Origin of the sequence: Alcaligenes sp. EGD-AK7, assembly GCF_000465875.3 — a bacterium.
GTDB lineage: Bacteria > Pseudomonadota > Gammaproteobacteria > Burkholderiales > Burkholderiaceae_B > Alcaligenes > Alcaligenes phenolicus.
This window is the reverse complement of sequence record NZ_AVOG02000001.1, coordinates 1,023,703-1,050,674: the sequence shown is the minus strand read 5'-3', so window position 1 is coordinate 1,050,674 and position 26,972 is coordinate 1,023,703. Positions and strand designations below refer to the sequence as shown.

32 protein-coding genes and 1 tRNA gene are annotated in these 26,972 nt (G+C 52.4%); 27 read left to right on the top strand and 6 right to left on the bottom strand.

Features of this window, described 5'->3' with window-relative positions; genetic code table 11:
• Positions 1 to 87: 87 nt before the first annotated feature.
• The 3 genes from N879_RS04975 to N879_RS04965 all read right to left on the bottom strand — a co-directional run bounded on the left by N879_RS04975 (position 88) and on the right by N879_RS04965 (position 1,463).
• Positions 88 to 166: transfer RNA gene (locus N879_RS04975), tRNA-Ile, on the bottom strand.
• A 786-nt stretch (positions 167 to 952) separates the two neighbouring features.
• Positions 953 to 1,216, bottom strand: coding sequence for a Txe/YoeB family addiction module toxin (locus N879_RS04970; RefSeq protein WP_009459444.1), 264 nt, complete (start codon positions 1,214 to 1,216; stop codon positions 953 to 955).
• On the bottom strand, positions 1,209 to 1,463 hold the full coding sequence (locus N879_RS04965) for a type II toxin-antitoxin system Phd/YefM family antitoxin (RefSeq protein WP_009459443.1): 255 nt from the start codon (positions 1,461 to 1,463) through the stop codon (positions 1,209 to 1,211). The genes N879_RS04970 and N879_RS04965 overlap by 8 nt, the downstream gene beginning before the upstream one ends.
• A gap of 189 nt (positions 1,464 to 1,652) precedes the next feature.
• Between N879_RS04965 and N879_RS04960 the strand changes: the two genes are divergently transcribed.
• Positions 1,653 to 1,919 (top strand): hypothetical protein, encoded by a 267-nt coding sequence (locus tag N879_RS04960; RefSeq protein WP_009459441.1) that lies wholly within the window; start codon positions 1,653 to 1,655, stop codon positions 1,917 to 1,919.
• A 36-nt stretch (positions 1,920 to 1,955) separates the two neighbouring features.
• Here N879_RS04960 and N879_RS19975 read toward each other — a convergent pair whose 3' ends face one another.
• A complete protein-coding gene (locus N879_RS19975; protein ID WP_009459439.1) occupies positions 1,956 to 2,645 on the bottom strand; it encodes a LexA family protein in 690 nt (229 codons plus the stop codon).
• Positions 2,599 to 3,120 carry a hypothetical protein gene (locus N879_RS20555; protein WP_128831656.1) on the bottom strand — a complete coding sequence of 174 codons (522 nt, stop codon included), beginning with the start codon at positions 3,118 to 3,120 and terminating at the stop codon, positions 2,599 to 2,601. The genes N879_RS19975 and N879_RS20555 overlap by 47 nt, the downstream gene beginning before the upstream one ends.
• Positions 3,121 to 3,181: 61 nt before the next feature.
• On the opposite strand from N879_RS20555, the gene N879_RS04950 reads away from it, so the two are divergent.
• The 25 genes from N879_RS04950 to N879_RS04835 all read left to right on the top strand — a co-directional run bounded on the left by N879_RS04950 (position 3,182) and on the right by N879_RS04835 (position 25,857).
• Positions 3,182 to 3,967 carry a hypothetical protein gene (locus N879_RS04950; RefSeq protein ID WP_021446767.1) on the top strand — a complete coding sequence of 262 codons (786 nt, stop codon included), beginning with the start codon at positions 3,182 to 3,184 and terminating at the stop codon, positions 3,965 to 3,967.
• Positions 3,951 to 4,658 (top strand): replication protein P, encoded by a 708-nt coding sequence (locus N879_RS04945; RefSeq protein WP_009459907.1) that lies wholly within the window; start codon positions 3,951 to 3,953, stop codon positions 4,656 to 4,658. The genes N879_RS04950 and N879_RS04945 overlap by 17 nt, the downstream gene beginning before the upstream one ends.
• 7 nt (positions 4,659 to 4,665) lie before the next feature.
• The gene (locus N879_RS04940; protein WP_009459906.1) at positions 4,666 to 4,989 is read left to right on the top strand and encodes a hypothetical protein; all 324 of its coding nucleotides are present in this window, start codon (positions 4,666 to 4,668) and stop codon (positions 4,987 to 4,989) included.
• A gap of 13 nt (positions 4,990 to 5,002) precedes the next feature.
• Complete coding sequence (locus N879_RS04935) at positions 5,003 to 5,383, top strand: hypothetical protein (protein ID WP_021446766.1); 381 nt, start codon at positions 5,003 to 5,005, stop codon at positions 5,381 to 5,383.
• Complete coding sequence (locus tag N879_RS04930; protein ID WP_009459904.1) at positions 5,380 to 5,628, top strand: hypothetical protein; 249 nt, start codon at positions 5,380 to 5,382, stop codon at positions 5,626 to 5,628. The genes N879_RS04935 and N879_RS04930 overlap by 4 nt, the downstream gene beginning before the upstream one ends.
• A 174-nt stretch (positions 5,629 to 5,802) precedes the next feature.
• On the top strand, positions 5,803 to 6,222 hold the full coding sequence (locus N879_RS04925) for a phage tail terminator-like protein (protein ID WP_009459902.1): 420 nt from the start codon (positions 5,803 to 5,805) through the stop codon (positions 6,220 to 6,222).
• Between the two features lie 68 nt (positions 6,223 to 6,290).
• Complete coding sequence (locus N879_RS04920) at positions 6,291 to 7,214, top strand: phage tail tube protein (protein WP_021446765.1); 924 nt, start codon at positions 6,291 to 6,293, stop codon at positions 7,212 to 7,214.
• Positions 7,215 to 7,225: 11 nt separating this feature from the next.
• Positions 7,226 to 7,699, top strand: coding sequence for a hypothetical protein (locus N879_RS04915; protein WP_009459896.1), 474 nt, complete (start codon positions 7,226 to 7,228; stop codon positions 7,697 to 7,699).
• A 402-nt stretch (positions 7,700 to 8,101) separates the two neighbouring features.
• Positions 8,102 to 11,098, top strand: a complete 2,997-nt coding sequence (locus tag N879_RS04910) for a tape measure protein (protein WP_021446764.1) — start codon at positions 8,102 to 8,104, stop codon at positions 11,096 to 11,098.
• Positions 11,095 to 11,436, top strand: a complete 342-nt coding sequence (locus N879_RS04905; RefSeq protein WP_022983190.1) for a phage tail protein — start codon at positions 11,095 to 11,097, stop codon at positions 11,434 to 11,436. The genes N879_RS04910 and N879_RS04905 overlap by 4 nt, the downstream gene beginning before the upstream one ends.
• Complete coding sequence (locus N879_RS19965) at positions 11,433 to 12,176, top strand: phage minor tail protein L (protein WP_009459891.1); 744 nt, start codon at positions 11,433 to 11,435, stop codon at positions 12,174 to 12,176. The genes N879_RS04905 and N879_RS19965 overlap by 4 nt, the downstream gene beginning before the upstream one ends.
• A gap of 53 nt (positions 12,177 to 12,229) precedes the next feature.
• Positions 12,230 to 13,012, top strand: coding sequence for a C40 family peptidase (locus tag N879_RS04895; protein ID WP_021446763.1), 783 nt, complete (start codon positions 12,230 to 12,232; stop codon positions 13,010 to 13,012).
• Complete coding sequence (locus tag N879_RS04890) at positions 13,012 to 13,614, top strand: tail assembly protein (protein WP_021446762.1); 603 nt, start codon at positions 13,012 to 13,014, stop codon at positions 13,612 to 13,614. Before N879_RS04895 ends, N879_RS04890 begins: the two co-directional genes overlap by 1 nt.
• Complete coding sequence (locus N879_RS04885; protein ID WP_009459886.1) at positions 13,614 to 18,908, top strand: phage tail protein; 5,295 nt, start codon at positions 13,614 to 13,616, stop codon at positions 18,906 to 18,908. Before N879_RS04890 ends, N879_RS04885 begins: the two co-directional genes overlap by 1 nt.
• Positions 18,887 to 19,270: a hypothetical protein gene (locus N879_RS04880; RefSeq protein WP_009459885.1), complete on the top strand. Its 384-nt coding sequence runs from the start codon at positions 18,887 to 18,889 to the stop codon at positions 19,268 to 19,270. Before N879_RS04885 ends, N879_RS04880 begins: the two co-directional genes overlap by 22 nt.
• Positions 19,260 to 19,448: a hypothetical protein gene (locus N879_RS20335; RefSeq protein WP_009459884.1), complete on the top strand. Its 189-nt coding sequence runs from the start codon at positions 19,260 to 19,262 to the stop codon at positions 19,446 to 19,448. Before N879_RS04880 ends, N879_RS20335 begins: the two co-directional genes overlap by 11 nt.
• A 114-nt stretch (positions 19,449 to 19,562) precedes the next feature.
• Positions 19,563 to 19,769: a hypothetical protein gene (locus tag N879_RS04875; protein ID WP_009459883.1), complete on the top strand. Its 207-nt coding sequence runs from the start codon at positions 19,563 to 19,565 to the stop codon at positions 19,767 to 19,769.
• Positions 19,756 to 20,781, top strand: a complete 1,026-nt coding sequence (locus N879_RS20750; protein ID WP_021446761.1) for a phage tail fiber protein — start codon at positions 19,756 to 19,758, stop codon at positions 20,779 to 20,781. Before N879_RS04875 ends, N879_RS20750 begins: the two co-directional genes overlap by 14 nt.
• Before the next feature lie 114 nt (positions 20,782 to 20,895).
• On the top strand, positions 20,896 to 22,389 hold the full coding sequence (locus N879_RS20745; RefSeq protein ID WP_009459879.1) for a hypothetical protein: 1,494 nt from the start codon (positions 20,896 to 20,898) through the stop codon (positions 22,387 to 22,389).
• Between the two features lie 165 nt (positions 22,390 to 22,554).
• On the top strand, positions 22,555 to 23,790 hold the full coding sequence (locus N879_RS04860; RefSeq protein WP_009459877.1) for a hypothetical protein: 1,236 nt from the start codon (positions 22,555 to 22,557) through the stop codon (positions 23,788 to 23,790).
• Positions 23,790 to 24,206, top strand: a complete 417-nt coding sequence (locus tag N879_RS04855; protein ID WP_009459875.1) for a hypothetical protein — start codon at positions 23,790 to 23,792, stop codon at positions 24,204 to 24,206. The genes N879_RS04860 and N879_RS04855 overlap by 1 nt, the downstream gene beginning before the upstream one ends.
• Positions 24,190 to 24,615, top strand: a complete 426-nt coding sequence (locus tag N879_RS04850; protein ID WP_009459873.1) for a DUF4376 domain-containing protein — start codon at positions 24,190 to 24,192, stop codon at positions 24,613 to 24,615. Before N879_RS04855 ends, N879_RS04850 begins: the two co-directional genes overlap by 17 nt.
• 120 nt (positions 24,616 to 24,735) lie before the next feature.
• Positions 24,736 to 24,960 (top strand): twin-arginine translocase TatA/TatE family subunit, encoded by a 225-nt coding sequence (locus N879_RS04845; protein WP_009459872.1) that lies wholly within the window; start codon positions 24,736 to 24,738, stop codon positions 24,958 to 24,960.
• Positions 24,944 to 25,402, top strand: a complete 459-nt coding sequence (locus tag N879_RS04840; protein WP_009459871.1) for a lysozyme — start codon at positions 24,944 to 24,946, stop codon at positions 25,400 to 25,402. The genes N879_RS04845 and N879_RS04840 overlap by 17 nt, the downstream gene beginning before the upstream one ends.
• Positions 25,381 to 25,857 carry a DUF2514 family protein gene (locus N879_RS04835; RefSeq protein ID WP_021446760.1) on the top strand — a complete coding sequence of 159 codons (477 nt, stop codon included), beginning with the start codon at positions 25,381 to 25,383 and terminating at the stop codon, positions 25,855 to 25,857. The genes N879_RS04840 and N879_RS04835 overlap by 22 nt, the downstream gene beginning before the upstream one ends.
• 45 nt (positions 25,858 to 25,902) lie before the next feature.
• Here N879_RS04835 and N879_RS04830 read toward each other — a convergent pair whose 3' ends face one another.
• Positions 25,903 to 26,433: a hypothetical protein gene (locus N879_RS04830; protein WP_009459867.1), complete on the bottom strand. Its 531-nt coding sequence runs from the start codon at positions 26,431 to 26,433 to the stop codon at positions 25,903 to 25,905.
• Positions 26,434 to 26,557: 124 nt separating this feature from the next.
• On the opposite strand from N879_RS04830, the gene N879_RS04825 reads away from it, so the two are divergent.
• A complete protein-coding gene (locus N879_RS04825) occupies positions 26,558 to 26,923 on the top strand; it encodes a YgiW/YdeI family stress tolerance OB fold protein (protein ID WP_009459866.1) in 366 nt (121 codons plus the stop codon).
• The last annotated feature ends 49 nt before the right edge of the window (positions 26,924 to 26,972 follow it).

Below are 26,972 nucleotides of genomic sequence, written 5' to 3'. Positions count from 1 at the left end.
GGTTTCGAGGCAGAGCTTCGGTTATCCCTGAATGAATAAAAGCCGCAGATTGTGCGACTTTGAAATACAGGTGCAGCTTGAAATGGGTGGTGCCCCCCCCGTGAGTCGAACACGGCACCAACGGATTATGAGTCCGCTGCTCTAACCAAGCATGAGCTAGAGGGGCAACAAGTCCGCAATTATTACATAAAGTCTGTGTTTGTGCCTAGCGTAGCCACGGCTAGAGCAAGAGATTCAAGCATCTGGAGGGCCAACTGTATTTGCTCGCGATTGGTAGCACCTTGTTGTGTATCCTTGGCGCACAATGAGCGCGTCTAAAACCCAGAGAATAATGATGAAAACACTTATTTTAGCTTTGACCATGACAGCTGTTCTTTCCGCCTGTGCCGTCCATACCCCCCGGGGATCGGTGATCGTGGATCCGGATGGTTACGGTGGATATGGGCAGCGTCACTGTCCACCTGGCCAGGCTAAAAAGGGCAATTGCTAAGCAAGTACCGCAGGCTGCCCCCTTATTTGCGCTGATAGCGTTTGCTGCCTGTGCTGGTTTCGCAATAGCGCCCTCCACGAGGGCCGGTGCAATAGGTTCCACTGGAGCAGGGGCAGGCGCTGCTGGATCGCAGCGCCTGTGGCCTGGACTGCGAACTTTGTCCTGCAGTGCCGGTGTATGCAGGACACGACCGCTTGCTGCCGCTGGCTGAACCATCACGGCATACAAAGACTTCCCCCTCGCAGTGCGAAATGCCGCCTTTTTTGCCTGAGCAGGGTGTATTTCTTGCTTGAGTGTGCAGAGGTAGCAATGCCATGATCAGGCATAGGAACAGCCATTTCATTCTTGTCTCACATGCCAGGGACGAATTAGTCACTTCGGATTGTAGGGGGCTGTGTTCGATTCACTGGGGGGGCACCAGAATTCAGACTGGTTTTGGATGCTTTAGTGGAGTCCGGTTGATTAATAATGATAACGACAAGAAATGATGGTGATGCTTGCCTTGTCTACGGCATAGACCAGGCGATTCGTGTCATCAATGCGTCTTGACCAAAAGCCGGACAGATTTTCTTTAAGCGCTTCAGGTTTGCCTATGCCATCGAATGGCGCACGTCGTACTTCCTCTATCAGTCTGTTGATACGCTTCAATGTCTTGCGGTCCTGGCCTTGCCAATACACATAGTCAATCCAGGCAGCGTCAGTCCAGCATAACAAACGGTCAGTCATCGCTCAGCTCGCGTGGCATGGCTTTGCCAGCACGATATTGTTCGATAGAGCGGCTCAGGTGTTCCGCATTAGCGGGGGAGCGCAGCAAATGGACGGTTTCCATCAAGCTGTTGTAGTAATCGAGTGACATGACTACAGCGTCTTCCGCATCACGACGCGTGATGATGGTGGTGCTGGCGTCATCGACTACGCTATCCAGTACAGCTTTCAAGCTGTTGCGCGCTTCTGAAAACGAGATGATTTTCATGGCAACCTCACTTGTCCAATTCACTGTACAAGTCTAATGGAAATAGAATGACTTGTACAGATTACTGTACGGGTTAAAGCCTTTGATGGAGGAAGGAGCCAGGCGCATGCAGTGAGCTTATTCTCGCCCAACCCACCCTCTTGCACTCTGCTATAAAGGACGTTTCGCCTCTTCTTTTCAGGTATTGCCATGCGAATCTTGATGCTTGCCCCCGCTTTATTGTTAGCCGCTTGCCAAACTACGGCGCCCACCGAGAAAGTCGGCAGTGAAGCCTGGCTGGAAAAGGTGGATCGCCAATTGGCTGTCTCCGATGGGCAAGGGCATGGCCCTGACTATGGCTCGCAGGAGTGGTGCAACGTGGTGCATATCCGTTTGTATGGTCGGCGCTCAGCACAGCCCGTCCCTTGTGATCAGGTCTGGATGGAAAAGGTCGATCAGGAAATGAAAAAGCGTTAAGCCGTATCATGCATGGCAGCCTGCGCTGCCAGCTTTTTACGAACGCCGATAGTATTTCCGGTGCTCCACCATGGTGCCAATGATTTCAATAGCATGCTGGTCGCTGCGAATGGAAGGATAGTCTTCGTTCAGCGGCACCAGCTCAAAGATTTCTTGCCCACCTTCATCTATGCACAAGAGCCGGTATTTCTTGAAGGTGGCTTCTTCTTCGCTGTTTTTGGCGACCACATAATCACCGGGGCGGGGCGTGAGCTCGCAATCCACAATAATCCGGTCGCCTTCCTTGAAGTCCGGCAACATGGAATCGCCCTTGATCTGCAAGGCAAAGGAACGCTCGGACAGACACAGGTCTGTCAGCAGATATTCCACTTCTTCAAACGTGAAGTTCTGACCGGGATCCCGAAACACACCTGCCTGCACATAGTTCAGCAGGGGGATACGCCGCTCGCCCATCATGGCGTCTTGCACGTTGGAGTCAAAACCGTGCTTGGCCCCAAAACCATAGCCTTGCTGATCCAGGCTATGCGCTTCCAGACCCACTTCTTTTTCTATGGCTCGCGCCACTCGTTCGCCAATGCTGCGCCCACCGTTGTAGGAGGATGACAGGTACTGGGCCAGTTGCGCCCGTGTGCGCCCAATAGAGCGCGCAAAGTCAGCCGCGTTGCCGTGAGCGCGGTCTTCAATCAGGCGTTGCAGGTTTCTGCGGCGAATCGAGTAAATATCCATACTCGACATTAAAACAAGAAAAAACTAAACATGGGTTTAGATATTTCTTTTCTTTACGTTTAGAACTATCTATACTCAATGCATGAACGCTAAACACATCATCGAAGAAATGGGCGGTCGCCGAGCCGTATTGCGTATCACGGGCTTGAGCAAAGGCCGCATATCTCAATGGGAGAAGGCGGGTGTCATACCGCGCGTCTGGCAACTGGTCTTCCATCACATGAACCCGGTGGTGCCGGCCCCAGCACCCAAAGAAAGTTCTAGAAATATCTAAGCATTTACGACGGGTTTGGCTTGCAAGCCATGCCTGACAGTTTGACTGTGTCATGGGGTGACGCAGTTCTTGTGCCCTTGGGGCATTGCCTATCAATCGGATGTTCGTGGCCTGTTTGGGCCAGGGATCCTGCTGCGCGTCATATTTTTGCAAATACATCAGAGGCGTGCGGTTTTTCAGGCGGGGGTGCCATGAAAACACGTATTCACAACCATCGACACGAGTTTGCTTGTCGATGGCTCACACAGTCAGGAGCGTGCCTATGAGCAATATGCCGTGGTTTCGCGCCTATACCGAGATGGTGGACGACGAGAAATTGCGTCTGCTGGCTTTCGAGGACAGATGGCATTACGTGGCCTTGCTCTGCCTTAAGGGGCAGGGCGTGCTAGACAGCGAAGACACGCTGATGCTGCGCAAGGTGGCCGTCAAGCTGGGCCTGGACCTGCGTACCTTAGACGATGTGGTGCGCCGCTTAAGCGAAGTGGGCCTGATCGACCAGGAAACTTTGCAGCCTCTGGCGTGGGACAAACGCCAGATGAAATCCGACAGCAGCGCGGAGCGGGTGGCGCGTTTTCGGGCCAGAAAAAAACAGGAACAAGACGGTAACGAGGGCAGTAACGCGTCCGTAACGTTACCGAAACGGCCGGGTAACGCGCTAGATAAAGAGACAGATAAAGAAGGAGATACAGATACAGAAAAAACAAAAGCAGGTCGCAAGGCTCCGGCGCTGGAGTTCTCTGCCTGGCCTGCTGAACCCCGTGCCGAAGTGATCGCAGATTATCTGCGCCATCGTCGCGAGATCAAAGCGCCCTTGACGCAAACCGCCCTGAACCGTCTGGGCACCGAAGCCCACCGTGCTTTGGAAATGGGCTACAGCGTGGACGACTTTCTGGCCGAGTGCATGTTGCGTGGCTGGCGCGGGGGCAAGGCCAGCTGGCTGGAAGGACGCAACGAGCCCCGTGCAGGTCAGGCGTCGGGCTTTGATCCCCTGGCTTATGTGAACCGTCATCGGCAACGCGAGGAGATAGACGATGTCATCGATATCTGATTTTTCCAACCCCTGGCTGCTGCGTCATACCAAGCTGGAAGGCATCAGCCTGATGGACCATTTGTACAACCGGCTCAATGGCATTTATCCGAACAAGTTCCGCTCCAACTTTCGGGACAAGCAAGCCATTGAAGATTGGAAACAGGCCTGGGCCGAAGCTTTTGACGAGGAAGGCGTCTCGCCCAATGACGTGGCACTAGGCATCAAGAATTGCCGTCGCATGTTTGATTGGCCCCCCAGCTTGCCGGAGTTCTTGCGTGCGTGCCGCCCTCAACTGGAACCAGAAACCGCCTTTTTCCAGGCCGTGCGTGGCATGCAGGCACGAGTGCGAGGAGAAATGGGCGAGTGGTCACACCCGGCTATCTATCACGCAGCAATCAGCATTGGGCAGTTTGACATGCTGAATCAGGCCTACACGCAGCTGGAACAACGCTGGCACAAAGTGCTGGGAGATCAACTGGCCAAAGGACAGTGGGCAGAAATCCCGCCGCCTCGATTGGCCCTGACCTCCCCGCAAGACTGGGAGCAAGGGCGCCGGGAAGGGCAACGACGCGTGCGCGACCTGGCTCAGGTGATTTCGGGCGACACCAACAAGGACCCGCGAGTCTGGGCGAATCGGATCTTGGCCCGCCCGGAAGCGTGTTCCTTGGCTGTGCTGAAGATGGCCAAAGCAGCCTTGGGCAAGGAGTGAACCAGCCATGGATCTGACAACACGACTTCATCAAGAGGTGCATCAGGCGATCACCGGAGCAACTGCCCATCGCTACAGCGAACTGCTGGCTTTGCAGCGGAGCGGCCAGATCAGGCATTTGGTACAGCAGCCATCCTGGAGTCTGGTGCCACGGCTTTTCAGCCACCTGATACCTGCCGGCAGGATTTGCTATATCGCGGATTTTGCCTACACGGACAACAGCAGCGGCGATCGCATTGTGCAGTTAAGCGGCGATCCAGAAAGCCTGCTCCAAAGCATCAAACGAATTTTGCTGACCCGGATGCACGGTATCACCGTTCATTGGGCTTGAAGGAGGAACCCACATGACAATCAAAGCAGAAAAAAAGCAGGGCCTGAGTGGTGACGACTTGCTCTGGAACTGGGCCCGTTGGTGCTGGTCCGGGCAGACCGTGGGCAATATGGAACGCTACGTTCCGTGGCAAGAGGACTTCAGGCCCATACATCAAGACCACGCTTTGGCGGTTGACGCCCTCTACCAGCGCCTGCCGCATTACCAAGCCATGGTCATCCAGGCCGAGTACCCACGCAAGAATGCTCAGTACGGCCATCTGACCGCCAGCGAGCGCCAGGCCACAGCTCGTTTGTGGATCAAGAAGGTTACGGGCGCGGTCCTTCGGGATGAGGACTACCGCCGCCATTTGATGGATTTCAGAATCACAGTCGAGAAGGAGATTTTGCGGTGAAGTATGCAGCCGAAGTCATAGACCTGTTAGCGGCCTATCCGGGACGAGAGTTCCGCATGATCCAGATTGTGCGGCACGTCAGCAAAGGCATGGAGCTGTCTACAGCCCAACGCAACGCCATGCGTGAAGGGGTCAAGCGTGTGCTGGTGCAATTGCAGGATTCAGGCCAGGTGGACAAGATCAAAGAGGGTGAAACCTCTGCCTTTTATGCCTGGCGTTGCAGTCTGCAACATGGGCCGCTATGAATCTGCAAGGCTAATTGCAATAATGGGCGTGCAAAGTTGCGTCCAATACAAACGAAACAACCCCGAGCAAGAAATTGCTGCGGGGTTTTTTATTGTCTGGTCACAACAACCTACGCACAGTCATCGATTGGCCATCAAGCAGATGGCCAGGACCGTTCAGGAGAACTACACAAGATGAACTTTGAACAGATCAGTAAAGCCATTATTGATCACATGGTGGCATTGACCGGGATTGCTCAGGAGCGCATCGAGTATCCCAATGCGCACGCGGCCTTTACTCCGCCGGATACAGGCGTCTGGTGCCGTCTGCTGATCAAGAATACCGACTCGGAAATCTCGGGCATGGGTGCGAAACCCTACACCCGCAAATCGGGCGAGATTCTGATCGAGTGCTTTGATCGTTTGGGTCAGGGCCGTCAGGAGCTGGATCGCCTGAGCGATGCCCTGGATGAACACTTTTCCTTCTGGTCTGAAGGAGCGTTGGAATGCCTGGGCCTGAGCCAGGTCGACGTGGCAGCGGATGACCCGCAAAAACGGCCTCAACGCGAAGAGTTCTACCAGATCAACCTGACCGTCCCGTTTCGGGCCGGTTAATTTTTTACCTGTTTTTTTGTGCCGACCTCGCGTCGGTTTTTTTTGCCTGCATACAGGAGAGATGCATTATGAGTTCTGGCGCTAAAGTTACTAGCTACCTGGTTAAAGAAACCGTTCCCGGTGTGACCCCTGGTTCGGGCTGGCAGACGCTGCGCGTCACCGGCAACACACTGACTCCGACTCTGAACAAGGAGGAGTCCGAAGAAATCACCGATTCGCGTATTGGTCAGGGTTCAATCGTGACCAGCATTGATATTGGTGGCGACATCACGGGTGAACTGTCCTACGGCACCTTTGACGAGCTGCTGGCCGCTGCCTTCTACGGCGAGTGGAAAGAGAACAAGCTGAGCGTGGGCGAGACCCGCAGTACCTTCAGCCTGGCTAAGGCCTATCGCGATGTGGATGTCTACGCGCTGTTCAAAGGTGCACATGTCAGCACCTTTGCCCTGGAAGTGCCTGAAGAAGGCAAAGCCACCGTGACCTTCACCATGTCTTGCCTGGATTACGAAGACAAGGAAACTCCCTTTGCCACCGATCCGGCCGAGCCCAGCCAAACCCCGTTCATGTCCTCGATCAGCGTGGGTGATGTGAAAGCCAATGGTGTGTCCCTGGCTGGCCAGGCTTGCGTATCGGGCCTGACCCTGAACATCGACAACCAGTTGCAGACCCAACGCTGCTTTGGTGCCGAGCGCTTGGGCCCCGGCGCCCTGATTGAGACCGCAGCAGCCATCACCGGCACGGTGACCCTGGCTTGGTCTCAGAAGGCCTGGGAGCTGTGGAAGAACCAGTTCAAACGCACCCCGATCGCCATTTCCTTCCCGATCACCGACTCTCTGGGCAACAAGTACGAGATCGATCTGCCTGCCATTGAGGTCGATGGTGATTTGCCTAACGGTGCCAAGGGCGACATTCTGAAAGTGGAGCTGAACTTCACCGTGGCCAAGCAAACTCCCGTGCTGACTCGTAGCCCTGTTGCTGCGCCTGCACCTTAAGGAGTGATGACATGGCTTTGAAGATTAATCGACTGGAATCGGTGCTGAGTCAGGAGCGGTGGGAGGATTATGACGAGGACGTGTCTTTCAAGATTGCGGCGCTTGATACCGAGGCTTATCAAATAGCCTTGGAGCGAGCTCGCCGCTTGATTGCACGGGAAGATGCAGGGCATTCACTGGCGGCTATTCGTGTTTCAAGTAACGATGTCCGCGAGCATGATGTTCAGTGCCAGTTGTTGAGCACGTATATCGTCAAGGACTGGAAGGGTGAGGTCCTTGATGAAGCGGGCAATGTCATTCCTTATTCGCCCGAGAATGCGACCAAGTTGTTGTCAGAGAACACAGACCTTTTTGTCTGGGTGATTGCGACAGCGGCCCATGTTGCGGCCAATGCGAAGAAGGAGGCCCAGGAAACCGTGGAAAAGTCCTCGCCCGGTTCCAGTGGGAAAAAGAGTGGGCCGGGCAAAATGAAAAGCGCAAGCTGATTCATTCGACTCTCGGTGCTCAGATCCCGGATGAACCTCCCAGTGATCCAATTACGGATCATGTCATCCGTGTTTATTGTGCTGCAGACCGTTGTCGAAGTGTGATTGTCGGAATGGGCGGTGCGGTGCCATTGCCCCTTTCTACCGAGAACATAAGCGCCGTGGTCCAGGCATACGGAACCCCACTGCCCCGGCAAGAGTTGGATATGGCTGTGTTTGAGCTTGATCGCTTGGAACGCAGTTGATTGTCTGGTGGTGGGAGCAGGAGGTGGGCCAGCTGGGGTTGCACGTTTACCTGGCTGGCCCAATTGTTTTGATAGGGTTCAGGGCCTGAGATTTGAATCAGCGTCTATGTGCGGTTTTCCCTGCTTTGGCAGGGTTTTTTTTATCTGGAGAATTTGAATGGCGCAAGAGTCTCGATTGACTATTACGCTCGATACTCGGTCGGCGGAGCAAGGTGCCAAAGATCTGACGCTTGCCCTAAATGCAATGGAGGCGGCTGGCATTCGTGTTGCGGCCATGTCGGATCGAGTCAATGGCAGTATGGCAGGCGTCAGTCATGCGACCCTCTCAAGTGCTGCCTCAGCCGCTGTGATGGACCGAGTGTTGAAGTCTGCCTTAAGTAGTTTTTTGGCCATGGATTTGATTGAGATGGCCGAGCAGTGGGATAGCTATGCCGAGCGTATGGCGGTTGCGACGCAGTCTTTGGGCGAGTACGACCAGGCCCAGGCACGAGTGGCGCAGCTTGCTCAGGCGACATCCCGCCCTATTTATGAAACACGTGAAGCATTCATCGCACTTTCCCCGGCTTTGCGGGAGATCGGTCTTGGTTTTGATCAAAGCATGGATGCAGTAGGGGCTTTTTCTGGACTGTTGGCAACGAATGGGGCTAGTGCAGATAGCGGCGCAGTCGCCATGGAGGCGTTTGCCAATTCGTTTCGTACCGGTGCAGTTAATGCCAGTGACTGGGCGCAGATTACTGGTACTGTTGATTCCCTGATTTCCCATATGGCCGACAGCACAGGGAAAACGACGGCAGAGATTGATCAGTTGGGCAGGAGTGGGCAGATGTCTGCCCAGATGTTGGCTCAAGGTTTGGCATCTTCTTATATCCCTGCCTTGCAGCAACTGGAGTTGATGCCCAAGACAGTCAGTGGCGCGCTGACAAACTTGAACTCGGCATTTAGCGAGTACGTAGGCAATACGAATAACTCCTTACAAGCAACGACATTGTTGGCTTCGGGAATCAACTTCATTTCTCAGAATTTTGAGTCGTTTGCAGATGTTCTGGGGACTGTAGCCTTGGGGGCCTTGGGTGTCTATACGTCACGGACTATTGGTGCTGTTGCGGCCTCTGTGAGTGCCACTGTAGCGAGCCATACCAAGGCTGCTGCTACGCTTGCCGCTGCCAGAGCGGAAGCACAAGCTGCGGCTGCGGCTTTGGCAAGCGCACAAGCGAATCTTGGGTTGACTACGACCCATGCGCAGGTGGCAACAGCAAAGCTGGCGGACGAGGCCGCCACAAAGCGCTTGGTAGCCGTGCAATCAACCAGTGTAAGTACTGGTAGAGCATTGCTGGGCGTGTTGGGGGGGCCGGTAGGGCTTGGTGTTACAGCAGCACTCGCAGCTGGGTCGTTTTTGCTCTTTAGTAATAATGCAAATACTGCAGAGAAAAGTGCAAATAGTTTCCGTGGCTCGGTCGATTTGCTTAGTGTGTCACTCAATAAAATGGGAAGGGCTGCACTTGAGAATACCAAGTGGAAAATCGGAGAAGAACTGGTTGGTTTAGGGAAGGACATAGCTTTTTACAAGATTCAGCTTCAGAGTTTGGGCTCGCAGATGCATGCGATGCCAGATAAGAGTTCGCCTTTATATGAGCAGTTGAGTCGCCAGAGTAGGGATCTTTTTGAGACATACGAAGTAGCGATGACGCGGGCGGAGGGCTTGCGATTAAAGTCTGAAAAGATTACAGAGTTGCTCAGTGCTCCTATCAGTGCTGGTGTGGAACAAGCATCGGAGGACTTTGTTAAGTTTGAATCCCAGATAGATCGTCAGATTGCACTCACTGGTAAAGCTAGTAATGCTGCATTGCTTCGATATGATCTGGAAAAGGGTCTGCTTGGGAAAATGAGTGATGAAGAGCACAAGCGAGCCCTTGAGAAGATCGAGATGTTAGAAGCTGTTGAGCGTGCGGAAGAGGCTGCTCGCAACGCTGCTGGGGCTGATATGGGAAGTCAGCAAAAGAAGGGAGTGAATCCGTTAGTTCAGGGGTTGCAGGATCAGGTAGCAGTGCTCGGGATGTCTGAGCGTGAGATGTTTAACTATCAGCTGCGACTTTCAGGAGCCTCAGAGAAGGAGATGGGGCTCGCAAATGCGTTGTTCGAAACTAAAGAGGCTTTTGAGCAGGCAAAAGTAGCCCAGGACGCATATAAGTCGCTTATGTTGGAGTTGAGCACAGAGGAAGAGCGCAGTACGGATACTTTTAAAAATAGAGTCCGTGTTTTGAATGAGGCGGGATTGTCTGCCGATGAATATTCCAATGCAATACAAAAGCTGGTGCAAAGCAGCATCTCTGTAGCACCTCAGTTCAATGAGCCTACCAGTACATTGGGAGGGGGGATTGGAGAGTTATTGAATGTCACACGAGGTGAGGCTGCACTGGATGAGTGGCGGGCAAAAGAGTTGGCAGAAAAGGCTGCGTACTTTGAGACCTTGGAAGGTATGGAGGAGGAACATGCTGCAGCTATTTTGGAAATAAATACGCGTTACAACGAGCAGCAGTCGATTCTATCTGAAGCATGGCGGTCAGCGACATTATCTAGTTTTTCTACTGTGACTAGTGATGCTATGCAAATGCTGAAAGCGTTGGGGCAAGAGGGATCGACAGCTTATAAGGTTCTTTTTTATGCCAATAAGGCCGCTAGCATTGCCCAAGCAATTATTAATACAGAAGTCGCTTACACCCAGGCTATGGCGATTCCAGGTGGAAAGGGACTGGCAATAGCGCCGTGGATTCGCGGGATGGGCTACGCCTCGGTCGCTATGATTGCGGCTACTTCTTTGAGCGGGATGGCTCATGACGGTCTTGACCAGATACCGCGTGAGGGCACCTGGTTGCTGGATAAAGGTGAGCGGGTGCTTAGTTCTAGACAAAATAATGATCTCACTTCTTATCTTCAAAGAGCTAACAAGACTTCTGCAGGGGGCGCACAGTCAGCTCCAATTAATGTCGAGGTGAATATTTCTAGTAATGGTTCAGCCCAAATGCAGACTAGTGGTGGCAGTCAGGTAGATGCCAGGCAACTAGGTGAATTGATTGCCGGGCAAGTTCAGAAAGTGCTGGCCAGTGAAATGCGGCAAGGCGGCTTACTGTGGAATCAACAACAAGGGTATGCATGATGAATACATTTACTTGGGCGGCGGAACAGCAAAATATGGTGCAAGAGGTTGAGTTCCAGGTTTTGTCAGCCAAGCTGGGTGATGGTTATGTACAACGGGTGGGCAAAGGGATGAACTCCAAAGACGCCAAGTGGTCTTTGGTGTTTTTGGGGCGACAGCAGCGTATTGATGAGATCACAGAGTTTTTGGATGAACATGCTGGATGGTGCTCTTTTCTTTGGACCCCACCTGGGCAGAGCACGGCGATTGTTACCACTTGTGGTGCCTATTCGCAGGAGCATCAAGGCGCCGATGTTTGGCGACTGTCCGCAACTTTTGAGAAGGGGTTTCAACCATGACGATTACTGCAGATCTACAAAAGTTGGAGCCTGGTGCCATCGTGGAGTTGTTTGAGCTTGATGCTGAAGAAATTGGTGCTGGCACGTTTCGTTTTCATGGCTATTCGCAAGATACACCGATTTGGTGGCAAGGAAAAAGGTATGAGCCATGGGCTATTCAAGCGACAGGATTTAAACGCGCAGGTGAAGGGCGCCAAGCGACTCCTAAAGTGCAGGTGGGAAACATTGGTGTGGATGCTCAGGGCAAGCCTGTGCCAGGGGTGATTTCCGCCTTGTGCCGGATGTATGGGGATTTAGTTGGTACACGATTTATTCGGCATCGTACCTTAGTGAAATATCTTGATGAGGCTAATTTCCCGGAGGGTAATCCTGGGGCAGATCCTGCGCAGTCTTTTCCTCTTGAGGTGTGGCTGATTGAGCAGAGGTCTGCCAGTAATGCCGAAGCGGTAGAGTTTGAGTTATCCAGCCCGTTGGATTTCCAGGGGCAGCGATTGCCAGGACGCCAAATTATGACGTATTGCTCTTGGACGCGTATCGGTGGCTATCGTGGGCCTTATTGTGGTTACACAGGTTCAGCCATGTTTGATAAGAATGATCAGCCAGTGCAGGACCCTGCTTTAGATCGTTGTCCTGGTTTTGTCCGTAGTTGCCAGTTGCGGTGGGCTAGTGTTCAGAACTGTCAACCTGAGGAAGCAGAGATTTCATTTGGTGGTGAACCGGCGGCTGATCGCCTCCGTTAACGATTGCGATGTATTGGATGACCGCTATAGGCGGTTTTTTTTATGGGTGTCATATGAATAAAAAAACCATCGAAGCGATTAATGCGCACGCCTTGGCTGAGTATCCACGTGAGGCAGTGGGTTTTGTGGTGGCTAAAGGACGCAAGGAAATTTATGTGCCCGGAGTGAATGTGGCTAGCGAGCCTGAAAATTTTTTCATAACTCGTCCGGAGGATTGGGTGCAAGCCCAGGAGCAAGGTGAGTTGATCGCTTTTGTGCACTCACATCCGAATATGTCGGCTGCGCCCAGCCAGGCGGATCGTGTGGCATGCGAGGCAATGGCTGAATATGTAAAACCTTTGGAGTGGTTGATTGTTTCAGTGATGCCAGGTGCAGGTACTCCTCAGGTACGCGAGATGGAGTCCTTCCGCCCAGAAGGTTATCAGGCCCCTCTGATTGGTCGTCAGTTTTATCACGGGGTACTAGATTGCTACACCCTGGTGCGGGATTTTTATCGTCGTGAACGGGCAGTGGTTTTGCCAGACTTTGAACGTGAGGATGGTTGGTGGGAGGGGGATGAAGAACTGTATCTTGATAACTTTGCCAAAGCTGGTTTTGTAGAAGTTGAGGATGGTCCCAAAACTGGTGATGTGATCCTTATGCAGCTGCGTAGCGATCGGGTCAATCATGCGGGGGTGTATTTGGGGGCCTCTTCCTTGGCTGAAGCCTCGCATTTACACCCTGTGCCCGATGCAATGCTGCACCATGCCTATGGTTACTTATCTGAACGAGTCCCTTACGGCGGTTATTGGGCACAGATTACTCGCAAGATTATTCGACATAAGGAGTTGTTGTGATGGCCACAGCATCGGTGAGTCAAGAGCTACGCACGATACGGTTGTATGGCAAGCTCGGTACCCGTTTTGGTCGGGTTCATCATTTGGCAGTTAATTCTCTGGCAGAAGGCGTGCGGGCTTTATGTGTGTTATTGCCCGGTTTTGAGCGAGAACTACTGACCTCGGGGGACCGAGGTATCTCTTATGCATGCTTTCTATCCACAACGAATATCAACGAGGAAGCGTTGGAAGCACCCGTAGGCCAGGAAGAAATACGGATTGCGCCCGTGATTCGAGGCTCGAAACGAGGGGGGCTTTTTCAAACAATACTGGGTGTGAGCTTAGTCATTGTTGGTGCTTTGGTTGTCGGTGGTCATCCTGTGCTTGGATATGGGTTGATGGCTGCTGGTGCTGGCATGACCCTGGGCGGGGTATTTCAAATGATCATGCCTATGCAGGTGGGGTTAGGAACAGCGGATCAAGCAGAGAATAAAGCGTCCTACAACTTTAATGGTCCAGTTAATACGACGGCCCAGGGGAACCCTGTTCCGCTAGGGTATGGGCGAAAAATAGTAGGTAGTGCTGTAGTTTCAGCTGGGATTTATTCAGAGGATCAGATGTGATGAGACTTCTTGATTACAACATTGCGGCGCCTGCGGGCGCCGTTCCTGTTTCTGGGGGCTACAGCGTCAAAGGTCACAAGGGCGGGAAGGGGGGCGGTGGCTCGACTCGTACACCGGTTGAGGACCAGGATAATCTGCACAGTATTGCTTATGCCTCGATTATCGATCTGGTCAGCGCTGGTCCTATTCATGGGTTTGCAAACAGTAGCAGCCCTTTGCGCTCTGTATACCTGGACAAAACGCCTATTGAGAATGACGATGGCAGCCTGAATTTTACAGATGTTCAATTGGAGTTCCGTGCGGGTACACAGGACCAACGGTACATTCCTGGTTTCCCGGCTGTGGAAGCTAGTTCGGCGGTGAATGTAGAGCTACGTTCAGACCAGCCATTCACACGATCTATCCAGAACATACATATCTCGGCTGTACGAGTAGGGTTGTCGGTGCGTGGTCTGAAACAGCAATCCGCTACAACCGGTGACATATCTGGCTATCGTGTTGAGTATGTGATTGAGTTGTCTACCGATAACTCAGCTTTTGAAGAAGTGCTACGAGCTGCCTTCGACGGTAAGACAACCCAGCAATATGCACGTTCTCATCGCATTGATTTGCCACGTGCGCAGGTAGGTTGGATGCTGCGCGTGCGTCGGACTACCGTTAATGCCAACAACTCTACGGTGAGTGACGTTACATACGTTGATTCCATTACAGAGGTCACTGATGCCAAGTTGCGTCGTCCGATGTCGGCTTGTGTTGGTCTGCGTGTGAATGCCAAGCAGTTTCAGAGTATTCCTTCGCGTGCCTTTGATTTGTACTTACGGGTGGTACGAGTACCTAGCAACTATGATGCGTGGACACATACTTACTCCGGGAGCTGGGATGGTACTTTTAAAGTTTCCTGGACAGACAACCCTGCCTGGATCTTCTATGACCTGGCCACGAATGCATGTGATGGCTTGGGGCGTCTTCTGCCCGCAGCTTGGTTGGATAAGTGGTCTCTTTATCAAATTGCACAATATTGTGATGAGCAGGTGCCCGACGGAAAAGGTGGTACCGAGCCCCGCTTCTCCTGCAATGTGTATTTGCAGGATAAAGCGGAAGCATGGAAAGTCTTACAGGATTTGGCATCGGTTTTTCGTGGGATTGCTTATTACGCTCAAGGGTCGGTGCAAGCAGTAGCCGATATGCCACGGGATCCGGTCTATACCTACTCGAATGCCAACGTAATTGATGGCGTGTTCAATTATGTCGGATCCAGTTTGGCGACTCGTCACACTGTTGCTTTGGTCTCCTGGAATGATGAGACTGATATGGGGCGGGCCAAGGTGGAGGTTGTTGAAGACCCGGAAGGCATGGTCCGCTACGGCGTAAGACAAGTTGAGCTAACAGCATTTGGGTGTACGTCTCAAGGTCAGGCCCAACGTATGGGACGGAGTGCTTTGTTTACCTCCCGTATGGAAACTGAGGCAGTTACTTTTGCGGTGGGTTTGTCAGGTAATTTGGCTCAGCCAGGGCAAATTATTGAAATTGCCGATTCACATTTGGCTGGGCGTCGTATTGGTGGTTTGATTCAAGCAGCAACTGATGTTGAAGTGACACTGGATGCTTCTGTTCGAGTCGTATCGGGTGATCGTTTGACGGTCGTATTACCGAATGGTGTTTCTCAGTCTCGCCTTGTGGTTGTTGAGGATGGCGAAGAAATAGAAGGACAAGTCCTGCTGGTTGACTCACCGTTTAGTCAGACTCCTGAGCCAGAGTCGGCTTGGTCTATCAGCTCGGCTGAATTGTCGACTCAGAAGTACCGAGTAGTTAGTTTGTCGGAAGGGGACGGCCTGAAATATACAATTAAAGCTGTCCAGTATGTGGATGGCAAACATGCCGCGATCGACTATGAAACCCGCGTGGAAACTCCACCGGTTAGCGTTGTTCCCCCGCCTGTTCAGAGCATTCCGGGTAATGTCTCAATCACCTCTTATCATGTCATTGATCAGGGGCAAGCCCGACATAATGCGGTGATTTCCTGGGATGCCGTTCCCAATGCTGTTGCCTATGAGGTGCAGTGGCGTCGGGATAATTCCGAGTGGGTTGTAGTTCCGCGTACGGGCTCCACCAGTGTCGAAGTTCCTAACATCTATGCAGGTGCGTATCGTGCACGTGTACGCGCGATTAACGTCCTGGATGTGTCCAGCCTGTGGGGCAACTCAGATCTGACGGAGTTGTCTGGCAAGTTGTCTGCACCTTTGCCTGTGACCGATCTGAGGACCAGCTCCATTCCTTGGGGTATACAAGTCAAATGGAGTTTTCCAGCGGATCCGAACATCATTGAGCGCACCGAGATCAGGTATAGCTCGACTCAAAGCTTTGCAGATTCGCTGAGTGCCGGTGGTTTTGCGTATCCGACCGATTCATTTGAGCAAACAGGTTTGGCGGTGACGGCTCAGCATTTCTTCTGGGCGCGTCTGATCGATAAAAACGGTACTCAAGGACCGTGGTTCCCGGCAGAGTCAAAACCTGGTATTCGGGGTGTGCCTTCTACATCGGCCAGTGACTATAACGAGCTGATCACCCCGTCCATTGTTGAGGGCGGCCTGGGCGAGCTGCTGATGGGTAACATCCGCGACATCCCCAAAATCCGCGATTCCGTGGGAGATCTGACTCTTGAGCTCGGTGAGCTGAATCAACGGGTTGATGAGGTCAATGGCCAAGTACAAGAGCTGCTTCTTGCTGATAAATGGGATTCGAAAAAAGCCTATGCGGCAGGTGCTGTCGTCTTTGCCAATGACAAGATGTACCGCGCTAAAAAGGCTGTACCGGCAGGCAAGAAGATAACGGATGCGGCGTATTGGGGGCTGATCGGAGACTTTGCCTCGATCACTGATGGTCTCGGTGCTTTGGCGGTCCAGTCGCAGGAGACGATCAGCCGGGTAGAGAGTGCAGAAGGCCGGATCCAGGCTAATGCTCAGCAGATCAATACGGTCGCAGGCCAGGTGAATGATCCGGCAACGGGCCTTGGTGCCTTGGCTTCCTCCGTGCAATCCATGCGCACCCAGGTTGAGCAACTGGAGGGTGGACTGCGCTCCTTGTCTGACTCCACCACGGCGCTGTCCAGCAAGGTAGATGGTCTGGATGCCGCGCAGCGTGGCTTGGCAACGGCCGTTAATTCCTTGGGTACCCGTGTGACGGCGACCGAGGGCAAGCTTGATGCACAAGCAAGCAGTATCACGCAGTTGACGGCCAGCGTGAACAGCGCCGATGCCAAAGCCGTTGCGGCGCAAGATGCGGCAGCGGCTGCCGCCACTGCCGCTGGGGCAAAAGGGGAGGTGATCTTTGCAACAGCAGCTCCTGCGGCTGCCAAGCGCCTGGCACAAAATCTGTGGATCGACACAAAAAACAATGCTAATACCCCCAAGCGCTGGAATGGCAGTGCCTGGGTGGCCGTAACAGATAAAGCAGCAACGGACGCGGCAGCCGCGGCAGTGGCTGCAAAAGCTGCAGCAGATGCGGCGCAGGCTACCGCGAATCAGAAAGCGGATGCTAGTGCAGTACAAGCCTTGAGCAATCGTGTAACGGCGACAGAGCAGGGGGTTAGTGCGCAGGCGCAAAGCATTACAAAGCTGGAGACTGGGCTTGAGTCGTTGACAGCCCCCGCCGGCAACTTGCTGCTGGCGTCGAACGTTGAGCAAGTTCGGGCCACACCTGTATATCTATTTGGACGTTACAACCTGACTGAGGACTTTGTTCCTGCCCAGGGCTATACCTTGGTGGTCTGCTATACACATAAGCCCGCGGAGGGTGATACGGAGTCGCGTATTGGTGTGTGGGCGGGTGGCAGTTCAAATCGGGTTGCTGATCTGGAGCGCAATGCTGACCAGTCTGTCCAAGTCGTCAAATTCACCAAGGCTGCTGCCAATGCCTTGCCGCGTGAATTGCGGTTTTACTATGCGCCGTCCCCGGGCAACCATGCTGGTCAGGCAACTATCCATTGGGCAGCTTTGTATCTTGGTGACGTTGTACCCGCTATGCAATGGCAGCCTAACCTGGCAGAGGTGGTAGAGGAAATGTCCGCCAACTCCTCGGCTATTCAAGGTTTGACCAGTACAGTCACACAACAAGGCAGCTCCATTTCTTCTCAAGGACGTGACCTGACGGCTTTGCAAAATACCGTCAATGATCCCAAGACGGGTTTGGCAGCTACAGCGGGGGCCTTGAACGAAACCAACTCTCGGGTAACTAGCGTAGAGGGCCAGCAAGATGCCTTGGCTAACAGTCAGCTGGTGCTGAATGCAGAAATCAAACGCCAACAGGCGGGTGAGGATGCAGACCTGGAACGAGTGCTGAATCAGTTTGATACTCAGAAAGAGCAAACCCAAATCCGGGCGTCTTTGGCTGAGTTCAAGAATGTACAGGCTGATGAGAATCGTGCATTGGCTGAGTCTATTACGACTTTGGAAACGGGTATTGGTAGTAATTCGGCGGCCGTTGAGCAGGTTGCTCGTTCTTTGACGGAACTGGATGGCAAGATCGCTTCCAGTTGGGGGGTGAAGCTGCAGGCGAATCTGAGCGGGGTGAAGTATGTCTCCGGTGTGGGTCTGGATTTGACCAACGAGTCTGGCGTGATGCAGTCGACCTTTGCTGTTTTGGCTGATCGTTTTGCAGTGATGCATGCCGCTAATGGCAATCCAGCTACAGTTTTCTCGGTTCAGGGCGGAGCGAGCATTTTAAATTCCGCTTTGATTGGAAATGCGAGTATTACAGATGCCAAGATAGCTAATGGTGCTATCACAACGGCAAAGATCGCAAATGCATCCGTGGGAAGTGCGCAGATAGCAGATGGATCTATTACCACTGCAAAAATTGGTAATGCGCAAATTACTAATGCAAAAATTGGATCTGCGGCAGTAGATACATTAAAAATTTCTGGAAATTCGGTAACTACTGCTATTTTCTTAAGCGGTGATTCTAGAGATGTCAGCATCTATACCGCTGTTCCGGCGCAGGTGTTAGTTCTGTACTTGGATACCAGAACGGGGCAGGTTGGCCAAACTCATCCATCTCAATTAGCTATAAATCCACTGCCGGTGAAAATTAATTGGAATACTGTGCTTTGGTCAAGGTTGAATCACTCACTTATTGGCTACACTAATTCGTCGGGGTCGGGTGAGGGAAATCCACCCAGTTATCCTATCTACTCTCAAAGGGGGGAGGTGAATATGGCTATTTCATCTTTGCCCGCAGGTAATTCGACAATAAGTCATCCGGGAGGATTGTTAGCATGTTTGGTTTTGATGCGTTAGAAGGAAATAAATCTATTACTTTTTATGATGGAATTGGAAGAATAACGGGTTTTTTATCAGGCCCTCCTGGGGTAATAGAAGCTAATAAAAAAATAAGCGATGAATCTTGGATTGATGGAGAATATTCAGATGAAATTTATTATGTAATTGACGGGGTTGCGAAATTCCGGACGGAGATGGATGTTATTGTTAATGGAAAGATTCTAAATCAACTCCCAATGCCATGTAAGGTTTTTATTAATCAGTCGGAATATCAAGTGGAAGATGGAGAGGTTGAGCTGGTTTTTGATCAGCCAGGGATCTATAAAGTGAAAATATCTGCTTGGCCTTTTTTGGATAAGGAGATTGAAATTGAAAATTAAACATGTAGAACCATATGCTAAATTGCGCAGAGATGGTTATATGAGTGTTTCTGATCAGTTAGATGCTTTGTATAAGTTAGCAAAAAAAATGGAGGAAAATGGTTTTGTTATGCCAATTGATGTTAAAGAGTGGATTGAGAGTTGTAGTGCTATAAAGAATAAGTATAAAAAAAATTAATTTTATTTTGAATTGATAATAAATAATGGAGGTTTTGTTTGTAGTAATTTAAAGTGTGATTGTTTTTAGGTGAATGTCCGCCAAGAGCGGTTTTTTTTTGCGTGTTAAATAAATATGTATCACTCTATCGAACAGGTTTTTGAAAACGAGATGGGCAATCGATATGCACCAGAGTTAATGGCTGGTATGGTTTGTAGCCTGATCGATATTTTGGCGGCTGGTGTAGAGCAGTCAGCTGCCACTGAGACAATAGAGATTGCCGTTCAAACTTTGGAAGAACAGCATCATGTCTTAATGGAGGTCGGCAATGGGTTGGCATGACGTTGGAACAGTCAAAGTAACGCTGAATAGTGCGACTGTTACAGGAACCTGGACACAGTGGCTGTCAGGTGCTCGACAAGGTGAGGCATTCGTAGCCCCGGATGGTCGGCTATACGAGGTAGCGAATATTGCTTGTGATACTTCGTTGACCCTGGCCAAACCTTATTTAGGTGCCACAGGCACCGCTCAGAAATATGCACTTGCGCCGATGCAGGGGTATGTCAAAGAGCTGGCTGACCGAGCAGCAGGACTGTTGCCTGTCTTGGCTGATCTGGGCACGGCAGCCAAAGCAACTCTGACAGACTCCAACCAGGACGCGACTGCAGGGCGAGTCGCATGCATTGGTGACTGGGGGTTTGGTGTTGGCAGCTCAATCGCGGCTGATCCTAATATTCTTAACAACACAGTCAACGGTTTTTATCAATCGGGCTCTGGCAGTACGGAGGCCCCTGACAACAATACCGGTGCTGGCTACATTAAATTTGGCTGGAGTGGAGCCTACTATAGCTTGCTATATGCCTCTCCAATAAGCGACAAACTCTGGATTCGAAACGTCCAGAACCGGATTGCCAAGCCATGGCAGGAACTCTTGACGCATCGAAATACGATGGTCGACAGCAATGGCTTTATTAAAAAGGCGTCCCCTGTCATTCAGCTTGGTAGTACGGGCATTGAGAAGACCATGCATCCTGAAATTGCCGCAGCCAAGTTTGAGCGCCTGGGAGCTGGCCACTATCTCTTGCGCCAGGTACCGCTACTGAGTCGTGACGGCTGGTATATCGAAACCCCGAAAGATCGAAATGGCAATGTGTATTTCACCTTGGACTACGAAGAGTGCGAGCAGGACCAAACACTGACGATTCGTACCTATGAGCCTGATTACAGTACTGGACCAGCGATCAATGGCAAAGCCCTTGATATCCTTCCCGACCGTTTTGTAAGTTTGCGATTTGCCGAGGAGCCATCTCCGGCATTACAGGATTGTGATCCTGTCGAGTATCCAGCCGCTTGAATAGCGGCTTTTTTTATGGAGTACGAATAATGAACACTCAGCATTCTGGTGCGCCGTTTTTAGTATGTGCCCAAGTAGCGGCTGAGGGGCATCACTGTCAGCAAGGAGTATGGAATGGCTTGGTATGACTTGGGGACTGTAAAAGTCACCGTAAATAGCAGCACTGTGACGGGCACCGGCACGAAGTGGCTGGCAGGTGCCCGGCAGGGCGAGGCCTTTGTTGCCCCTGACGGTCGACTGTATGAGGTGTTGAATATTGCGTCGGATACCTCCTTGACGCTGACTAAGCCTTATCGCGGTGCTACGGCTACAGGTCAGCCTTATGCTTTGGCCCCCATGCAAGGCTATGTCAAGGAACTGGCTGATCGTGCAGCTGAACTTGTGCCTGTGCTTGCAGAAATCGGTACAGCAGCTAAGGGGACTTTGGCGACCTCTACGCAGGACCCCGCTCCTGGACGCGTCATGCGTACTGGGGACTGGGGATTTGGTGGTAGCGCTGGAGTGGATGGGGAAAAAACCATTTTGTCGAACCCCATCAATGGCATCTATCGATCTGGCTCTGCAGATGTAGGCAAGCCGGATGGGACTAGTAGCGGGTCCAGTTACCTTAAGTTCGGCTGGGGAGGTACTTACTACGGATTGCTGTATGCCTCGCCGGTGCGTGATGCTTTTTACATGCGTACAATCAATAACGCCAATGCCAATGCCTGGAAAGAGCTGATGACAGTGGGCCGTTCGGGTCTGGGAACTTATGGTGCCATGGCAGGTATTGATGTGTTCCCAGGCTCGGACTTGGCTGCTCTCAATATTGGTGCGGGTATGTATTACTACACCGGCACGATTGGCGAGGGGTCAGATATTCCATTTCCTGCAGGGACAGGGAATAAGGAAGGGGTCGTCTTGCATCGGCAGTCCGGTTCGGCAGGGGCGCAGTTGATTGTGAGCAACAGTGGGCGTTTAGCCTGGCGTGGCCGACGCTCCGGCACATACGGAGCTTTCAAGGAGGGGCTGGCTGCCGGTGATTATGGTTTGGGCGGAGCTCAGGCAAATCCTCCGAATACTCGTGCAGGGGTTAATCCTTCTGGGTGGTATTACGGTACTGGCGCGACCACTTGGGGAGGTGGCCAGTTCTTTCTGGACTTTCCGTATGGTACGACAGCCATGAACGCGGGTTTTCGGATATCGACAGATCCGTATTCTGACCGTTTTTACATGAACGGTGCCGTATCCGGAAAGAAAGAATATCGTCCGGCGTGTCAATTGGTCCATGACAAGAATATTGTGGGGGATGTAAGCGCGGGTTCGGTTATTCAAACTGGATCGAATTCCAGTGGTGCTTGGACAAGGTTTGCTGATGGAACTCAGATTTGTTACGGCGAACAGTACTTCCCTGGTAATGGCTGGAATAGAAAACCTTGGCATTATCCAGTCGGTTTTGTGAGTAAACCTATGGTCACTGTGGCAGGCGAGGGTGATAACGGGGGCTTTGCTGCTGCCCCTATTCTGGAGGTTCAAAATTCAGGTGTGATTTTTCATAAAGTGACTGATTCTCCTGAGAATGACAATTGGGCGCGTTTTCACTGTATAGCAGTTGGAAAATGGAAGTAATGATTGTCATGGTCGTCTTGACACAAGCACGCTAGAGAGTTGGAGATTACCGCGAAAGCGGTTTTTTTGATTTTTAAGCTACGCGTTGAAGGCAGTGGCGTTGCAGTATAGGGATGGCGCGCCCTGGGTAATAGTTACAGCGGATCAGTTTATAGGAGGATAGCAATGGCTTGGTATACCGCCGGGACCGTCAAGGTCGCCGCAAACAATGCCACAGTCACCGGAACCGGGACAAAGTGGCTTTCTGGAGCGCGTCAGGGTGAGGCATTTGTGGCACCTGATGGGCAGCTTTATGAAGTAAAGAATATTGCGTCAGACACATCTTTGACGCTGACGCAGGTTTATCGAGGTGCGTCTGCCAGTGGGCAGGCCTATGCTTTGGCTCCCATGCAGGGTTACGTCAAGGAGTTGGCAGATCGAGTCGCTTCGCTACTTCTGCTTTCCCAAACTGAATGGGAGTGGGATTCGGTTTTAAAAAAGACAGATTTGCAAGCTGCTCCTAACGATCCGACAGCCTGGAAAATTCTTACTAATGGTCGAGCATTCGGCTTGGGTAGTTTTGGGGCGGCAAACTCATATGATCATTGGCCCACGGCATCGCTTGACGATGTAGATGTCCCGGCAGGCATGTATTACGTAAGCACGGCGATTACCGACAGACCGACCACAGCGCCTGGTGTTGTATGGCATCGTCAGACCGGTACGGTGGGAGCCCAAATTTATGTCTCCTCCGATGGTGGTGTGGTTCACCGAGGGCGCCGGTCCGGAACATATCGAGCCTGGCTGAGCACCTTGAATGTCGGTGAATTTGGATTAGGTGGTGCTACAACCACCCCATCCAATGGCAGGGATAGTTCCAATCCATTTGGCTGGTACTACCAAACACGGGCGGTAACGTGGGGTGGTGGTTCTTTCTTTCTTGATATGCCCTACGGCAGCAATATGAATGCGGGGCTGCGCCTTTCTACCGATCCTTACTCCGATAACTTTTATTTAAATGGTGGGGTCTCGGGCAAGAGGGAATACCGCCCAGCCTGCAAGTTGGTTCACGACAAGAATATTGTGGGTGATGTGGCAGGTGGCTCCGTTGTGCAATCGGGGTCAAATTCAAACGGCAATTGGATACGGTTTGCCAATGGCACTCAAATTTGTCGTGGGCAAGTCACATTCAGTGGTAATGGCTGGAAGCCGTCCAGTCCAGTGATCTCTTATCCCATGGCGTTTACTGCGCCCCCCACTACGGTGATCCAGCCCCTGTCTGACGGCTCTGGATATTATGCCGTGCCTCAAATGGGGATGGGTTCAGGGGCGGGTAGTTTCTTTATTCGCGACACTGCCGGCATTGTGGATACTGGCACAAGTGCCGCAGTTGACTATGTAGCAATTGGAGTGTGGAAATAATGAATTTCATCATCAAACTATGCCCCCAGGTCCCTGTGGATATGGTCCAAAAGATCAGTCTGGAGCGTTCGGGCACCATTCTGAAAATTAACCAGGAAGAGCTTGATTTGTCCTTTATGTCCCCTGGCGATGTTCTGCCAGCCGGCGCAATCGAGCATCCCTTATTGAAGCAGGCCTCAGTTACCCGTCATGCTGACAGCGTCGAGATTGATCAACTGCTTTTTCATATCGCGGCGGATCAAACAGATCCGGCAGCATGCTTTCCTGAGCCGGTCGTGATCAGTGAGGACGGCTTGGTTGCTTTACCTGAGCAATGTCCATCGCCAGCGCCCGCCCCAGAGTTGCCTCCTGAAGCTGACTTTGAAACAAACCCTGAATCTGAAGTAAAGGAGGAAACCGATGCAGATCAATATTGATAGTAGTAAGGTCGTGACGGCAGCAGCTCAACTGCAGACGTATAAGGAAAGCAAGATTACCGCTTTGTCGGCAGCTTGCCGGGCGGCTATCAAGGACGGCTTTGAGTCCGAGGTTTTGGGTGAGCTTCACCGATACCCTAGTAATGAAACTGATCAATTGAATCTGGCCAGTAGTTTGGCTGATTCATTGTTGCCTGGTCTTGCCGCTGATTGGTCTACACCATTTTGGTGCGCGAACCAGGCCGGCGATTGGGCTATGCGTATGCATACGACCGAGCAGATTCAGCAATTGGGTCGAGAGGCCAAGGCACGCATTGTGAGTCTGATGCAGCGTAATGCGCTGTTGGCTGAGCAGGTTCAGCAAGCAAATAGCAAAGCCGAAGTGGATCAGTTTGAGTGGTCTGCGTAGACCTATCATTACTTCTTGAAAATTGTTCCCCCCGGCCCGCTTGAGCGGGTTTTTTTATGTCTGCTGCACCCATAAAAGGGATGCAGCAGACAGGGCAAATTTGAATAAGGAGAAGGGCCTGTGCTGAATAACGACGCCGCTCACCTACCCATAAGCACCGGCTCGGCCCTGCTTATTTATGGTTGGACGATGCAGGACTTTGTGCTGACTTTATGGGCGGCTTATGTGGTGATTTTGATTGTGACCAAGCTGCCGGACTTTACTCGTGCGGCCGCGCGGATTGTGGGCGGGATCCAGCGTGCCTGGCGCCAGCTCAAGGAGTGGAAGCATGGATCTGAAGACTAAGCTGGGTGCAGGGGTAGTCTCGGCGGCGATTGCTTTGGTTGCCGCCTGGGAGGGGCGCTCTTTGATCGCCTATGTGGACCCCGTCGGCATCCCGACTATCTGCGACGGCTACACACAAGGAGTCAAGCTGGGTGACATGGTCAGTCCGCAGCGTTGCGACGCCTTGACGGAGCAGGAGGTTCGTCGCGCTTTGAGTGTGGTGGATCGTTCCGTTAGCTACCCCTTGCCGGATGAGGTACGTGTAGCGCTGAGCAGCTTTGTTTACAACGTGGGGGCCGGGGCCTATGCCAATTCGACCTTGCTGCGCAAGCTACGGGTTCGGGATATAGCCGGTGCATGTCAGGAGCTGGATCGTTGGGTCTATGCCGGTGGCCGCAAACTACGGGGGTTGGAGCGGCGGCGTCAGGCCGAGAGGCAGTTATGTCTATCAAGTCTGCATTAGCAGGGGCTGCTGTTCTGGCAGCCCTTTTTTTATGGGGGGCGCTTTATGGTCAGGAGCAGTATCGCAAAGGCTATGAGCTGGCCCAGGCGCAGACCAGGGCGGCGCAGTTGCAGGCCGAGGTTCGTGCACGCTTGATGGAGCAACGATTACAAAAGGAGGTGGAGGATGTTCGAGTCACTTATCAAATGCAGCTGGATGCGGCTCAGCGTGTTGCTGTGGCTGCTCGCGCCGATCTTGACGGCTTGCGCAGCAAGCTCGCCGCCGCCAATGATCGTGTCGCGGCTCAGGCTGCCCGAGCCGGACATGCGCTGGATGCAAACGCCCGAATTGCCAGCCAGCTGCGCAACGTGGTCGGCCTGTGCGCAGAGCGATACACAGAGATGGCAGGAGTTGCTGATGGATACCGGAGCGCTTTAAGCGGTTTGCAGGGGTATGTGTTGGCCTTGAGGAAATAGGGCCCCACGGATGGAAACAGCCCAAGGAGTTAGCGCTTCGTGCGCTTAGCGCTGCAGGCCTTCGGTTTGATAAAACAGTTTCAGGTCGCGAGGGCTGCCTAGTCTGACTTTAGGCAAGGTGCTTGCCTCGAAAATGCTCAAGTATTTGTGGCGATTGGGCGGGGTCACGATGGCGATATGGCGGATCATTTGCCATTTCACACTATCTTTACCGCCTTCCAGGGCTCCACGACGGTTGCGCTCAAACAGGGTGCGCCGGAAGTAGCGCAGCAGGCTGGTAGCGGTGGAGACCTCTAGCACGATGAAACCTGTAGCACGAGCCAGACGTGGGGCCAGGTGGCGCGTGTAGTTGCCTTCCATCACCCATTGTTCTTGCGCAATAGCCGCCTGGTGTAGCGCAACAAAATCTGCTTCGGGGCGGGGCACCCAGTTGCTATGGGGCAGGTGGTAGAGCTGATCCAGATGCACGGCCGGGATGGCCAGCTTGCGTGCGATCGCGTCAGCCAGGGTGGATTTACCGCTATTGGATGGGCCAAGAATGCAGATGCGGGGGCCTAAGTTCTCAAGAAGGGGCATGGTGCAGTGATGGTGTGATGTCGCGCTTGGTAACAAGGCAAGCCCAACACCGCCATTTTAATTAGAACGCTGATGATATCTGCTGTTATGGTTAAGTTTCAAGCCATGAACAACAGGAGTCACTATGTCTGCTTATGTTAAATTGCGCTCGGCCGTGGCGCTGGCTTTGTTATCAGGCGCGCTGTCGTTTCCTGCCCATGCCCAGTACACGGGCCCGTCGGAGATTGGTCAAACGACGGTTGCGGAGATCCTGAAAAATCCCGTCAATGATCAGGACGTGCGGGTGCAAGGTCATCTGCTACGTCAAACGGCGCACGACAAGTTTCTGTTCTCTGATGGCAGCGGGGAAATCGTGGCGGAGATCAAGGCCAAGCATTTTGCGGGTCAGACTTTGGATGAGAAAACCAGGGTGGAGCTGATTGGCCAGGTCGATACCAGTTCCAAGCGCCCGCCCGAAATTGAGGTGGATTTTTTGAAAGTTATGGACTGATAGCCCTTGCTTGATGCCCCGTCTTTCTGCTGCCTGATTATCCCCATAG

Coding starts and splice junctions, on each gene's coding strand:
- N879_RS04970 (WP_009459444.1), bottom strand. CDS start 1,216: ATGACTGACCGTTTGTTATGCTGGACTGACGCTGCCTGGATTGACTAT.
- N879_RS04965 (WP_009459443.1), bottom strand. CDS start 1,463: ATGAAAATCATCTCGTTTTCAGAAGCGCGCAACAGCTTGAAAGCTGTA.
- N879_RS04960 (WP_009459441.1), top strand. CDS start 1,653: ATGCGAATCTTGATGCTTGCCCCCGCTTTATTGTTAGCCGCTTGCCAA.
- N879_RS19975 (WP_009459439.1), bottom strand. CDS start 2,645: ATGGATATTTACTCGATTCGCCGCAGAAACCTGCAACGCCTGATTGAA.
- N879_RS04950 (WP_021446767.1), top strand. CDS start 3,182: ATGAGCAATATGCCGTGGTTTCGCGCCTATACCGAGATGGTGGACGAC.
- N879_RS04945 (WP_009459907.1), top strand. CDS start 3,951: ATGTCATCGATATCTGATTTTTCCAACCCCTGGCTGCTGCGTCATACC.
- N879_RS04940 (WP_009459906.1), top strand. CDS start 4,666: ATGGATCTGACAACACGACTTCATCAAGAGGTGCATCAGGCGATCACC.
- N879_RS04935 (WP_021446766.1), top strand. CDS start 5,003: ATGACAATCAAAGCAGAAAAAAAGCAGGGCCTGAGTGGTGACGACTTG.
- N879_RS04925 (WP_009459902.1), top strand. CDS start 5,803: ATGAACTTTGAACAGATCAGTAAAGCCATTATTGATCACATGGTGGCA.
- N879_RS04920 (WP_021446765.1), top strand. CDS start 6,291: ATGAGTTCTGGCGCTAAAGTTACTAGCTACCTGGTTAAAGAAACCGTT.
- N879_RS04915 (WP_009459896.1), top strand. CDS start 7,226: ATGGCTTTGAAGATTAATCGACTGGAATCGGTGCTGAGTCAGGAGCGG.
- N879_RS04910 (WP_021446764.1), top strand. CDS start 8,102: ATGGCGCAAGAGTCTCGATTGACTATTACGCTCGATACTCGGTCGGCG.
- N879_RS04905 (WP_022983190.1), top strand. CDS start 11,095: ATGATGAATACATTTACTTGGGCGGCGGAACAGCAAAATATGGTGCAA.
- N879_RS19965 (WP_009459891.1), top strand. CDS start 11,433: ATGACGATTACTGCAGATCTACAAAAGTTGGAGCCTGGTGCCATCGTG.
- N879_RS04895 (WP_021446763.1), top strand. CDS start 12,230: ATGAATAAAAAAACCATCGAAGCGATTAATGCGCACGCCTTGGCTGAG.
- N879_RS04890 (WP_021446762.1), top strand. CDS start 13,012: ATGGCCACAGCATCGGTGAGTCAAGAGCTACGCACGATACGGTTGTAT.
- N879_RS04885 (WP_009459886.1), top strand. CDS start 13,614: ATGAGACTTCTTGATTACAACATTGCGGCGCCTGCGGGCGCCGTTCCT.
- N879_RS04880 (WP_009459885.1), top strand. CDS start 18,887: ATGTTTGGTTTTGATGCGTTAGAAGGAAATAAATCTATTACTTTTTAT.
- N879_RS04875 (WP_009459883.1), top strand. CDS start 19,563: ATGTATCACTCTATCGAACAGGTTTTTGAAAACGAGATGGGCAATCGA.
- N879_RS20750 (WP_021446761.1), top strand. CDS start 19,756: ATGGGTTGGCATGACGTTGGAACAGTCAAAGTAACGCTGAATAGTGCG.
- N879_RS20745 (WP_009459879.1), top strand. CDS start 20,896: ATGGCTTGGTATGACTTGGGGACTGTAAAAGTCACCGTAAATAGCAGC.
- N879_RS04860 (WP_009459877.1), top strand. CDS start 22,555: ATGGCTTGGTATACCGCCGGGACCGTCAAGGTCGCCGCAAACAATGCC.
- N879_RS04855 (WP_009459875.1), top strand. CDS start 23,790: ATGAATTTCATCATCAAACTATGCCCCCAGGTCCCTGTGGATATGGTC.
- N879_RS04850 (WP_009459873.1), top strand. CDS start 24,190: ATGCAGATCAATATTGATAGTAGTAAGGTCGTGACGGCAGCAGCTCAA.
- N879_RS04840 (WP_009459871.1), top strand. CDS start 24,944: ATGGATCTGAAGACTAAGCTGGGTGCAGGGGTAGTCTCGGCGGCGATT.
- N879_RS04835 (WP_021446760.1), top strand. CDS start 25,381: ATGTCTATCAAGTCTGCATTAGCAGGGGCTGCTGTTCTGGCAGCCCTT.
- N879_RS04830 (WP_009459867.1), bottom strand. CDS start 26,433: ATGCCCCTTCTTGAGAACTTAGGCCCCCGCATCTGCATTCTTGGCCCA.
- N879_RS04825 (WP_009459866.1), top strand. CDS start 26,558: ATGTCTGCTTATGTTAAATTGCGCTCGGCCGTGGCGCTGGCTTTGTTA.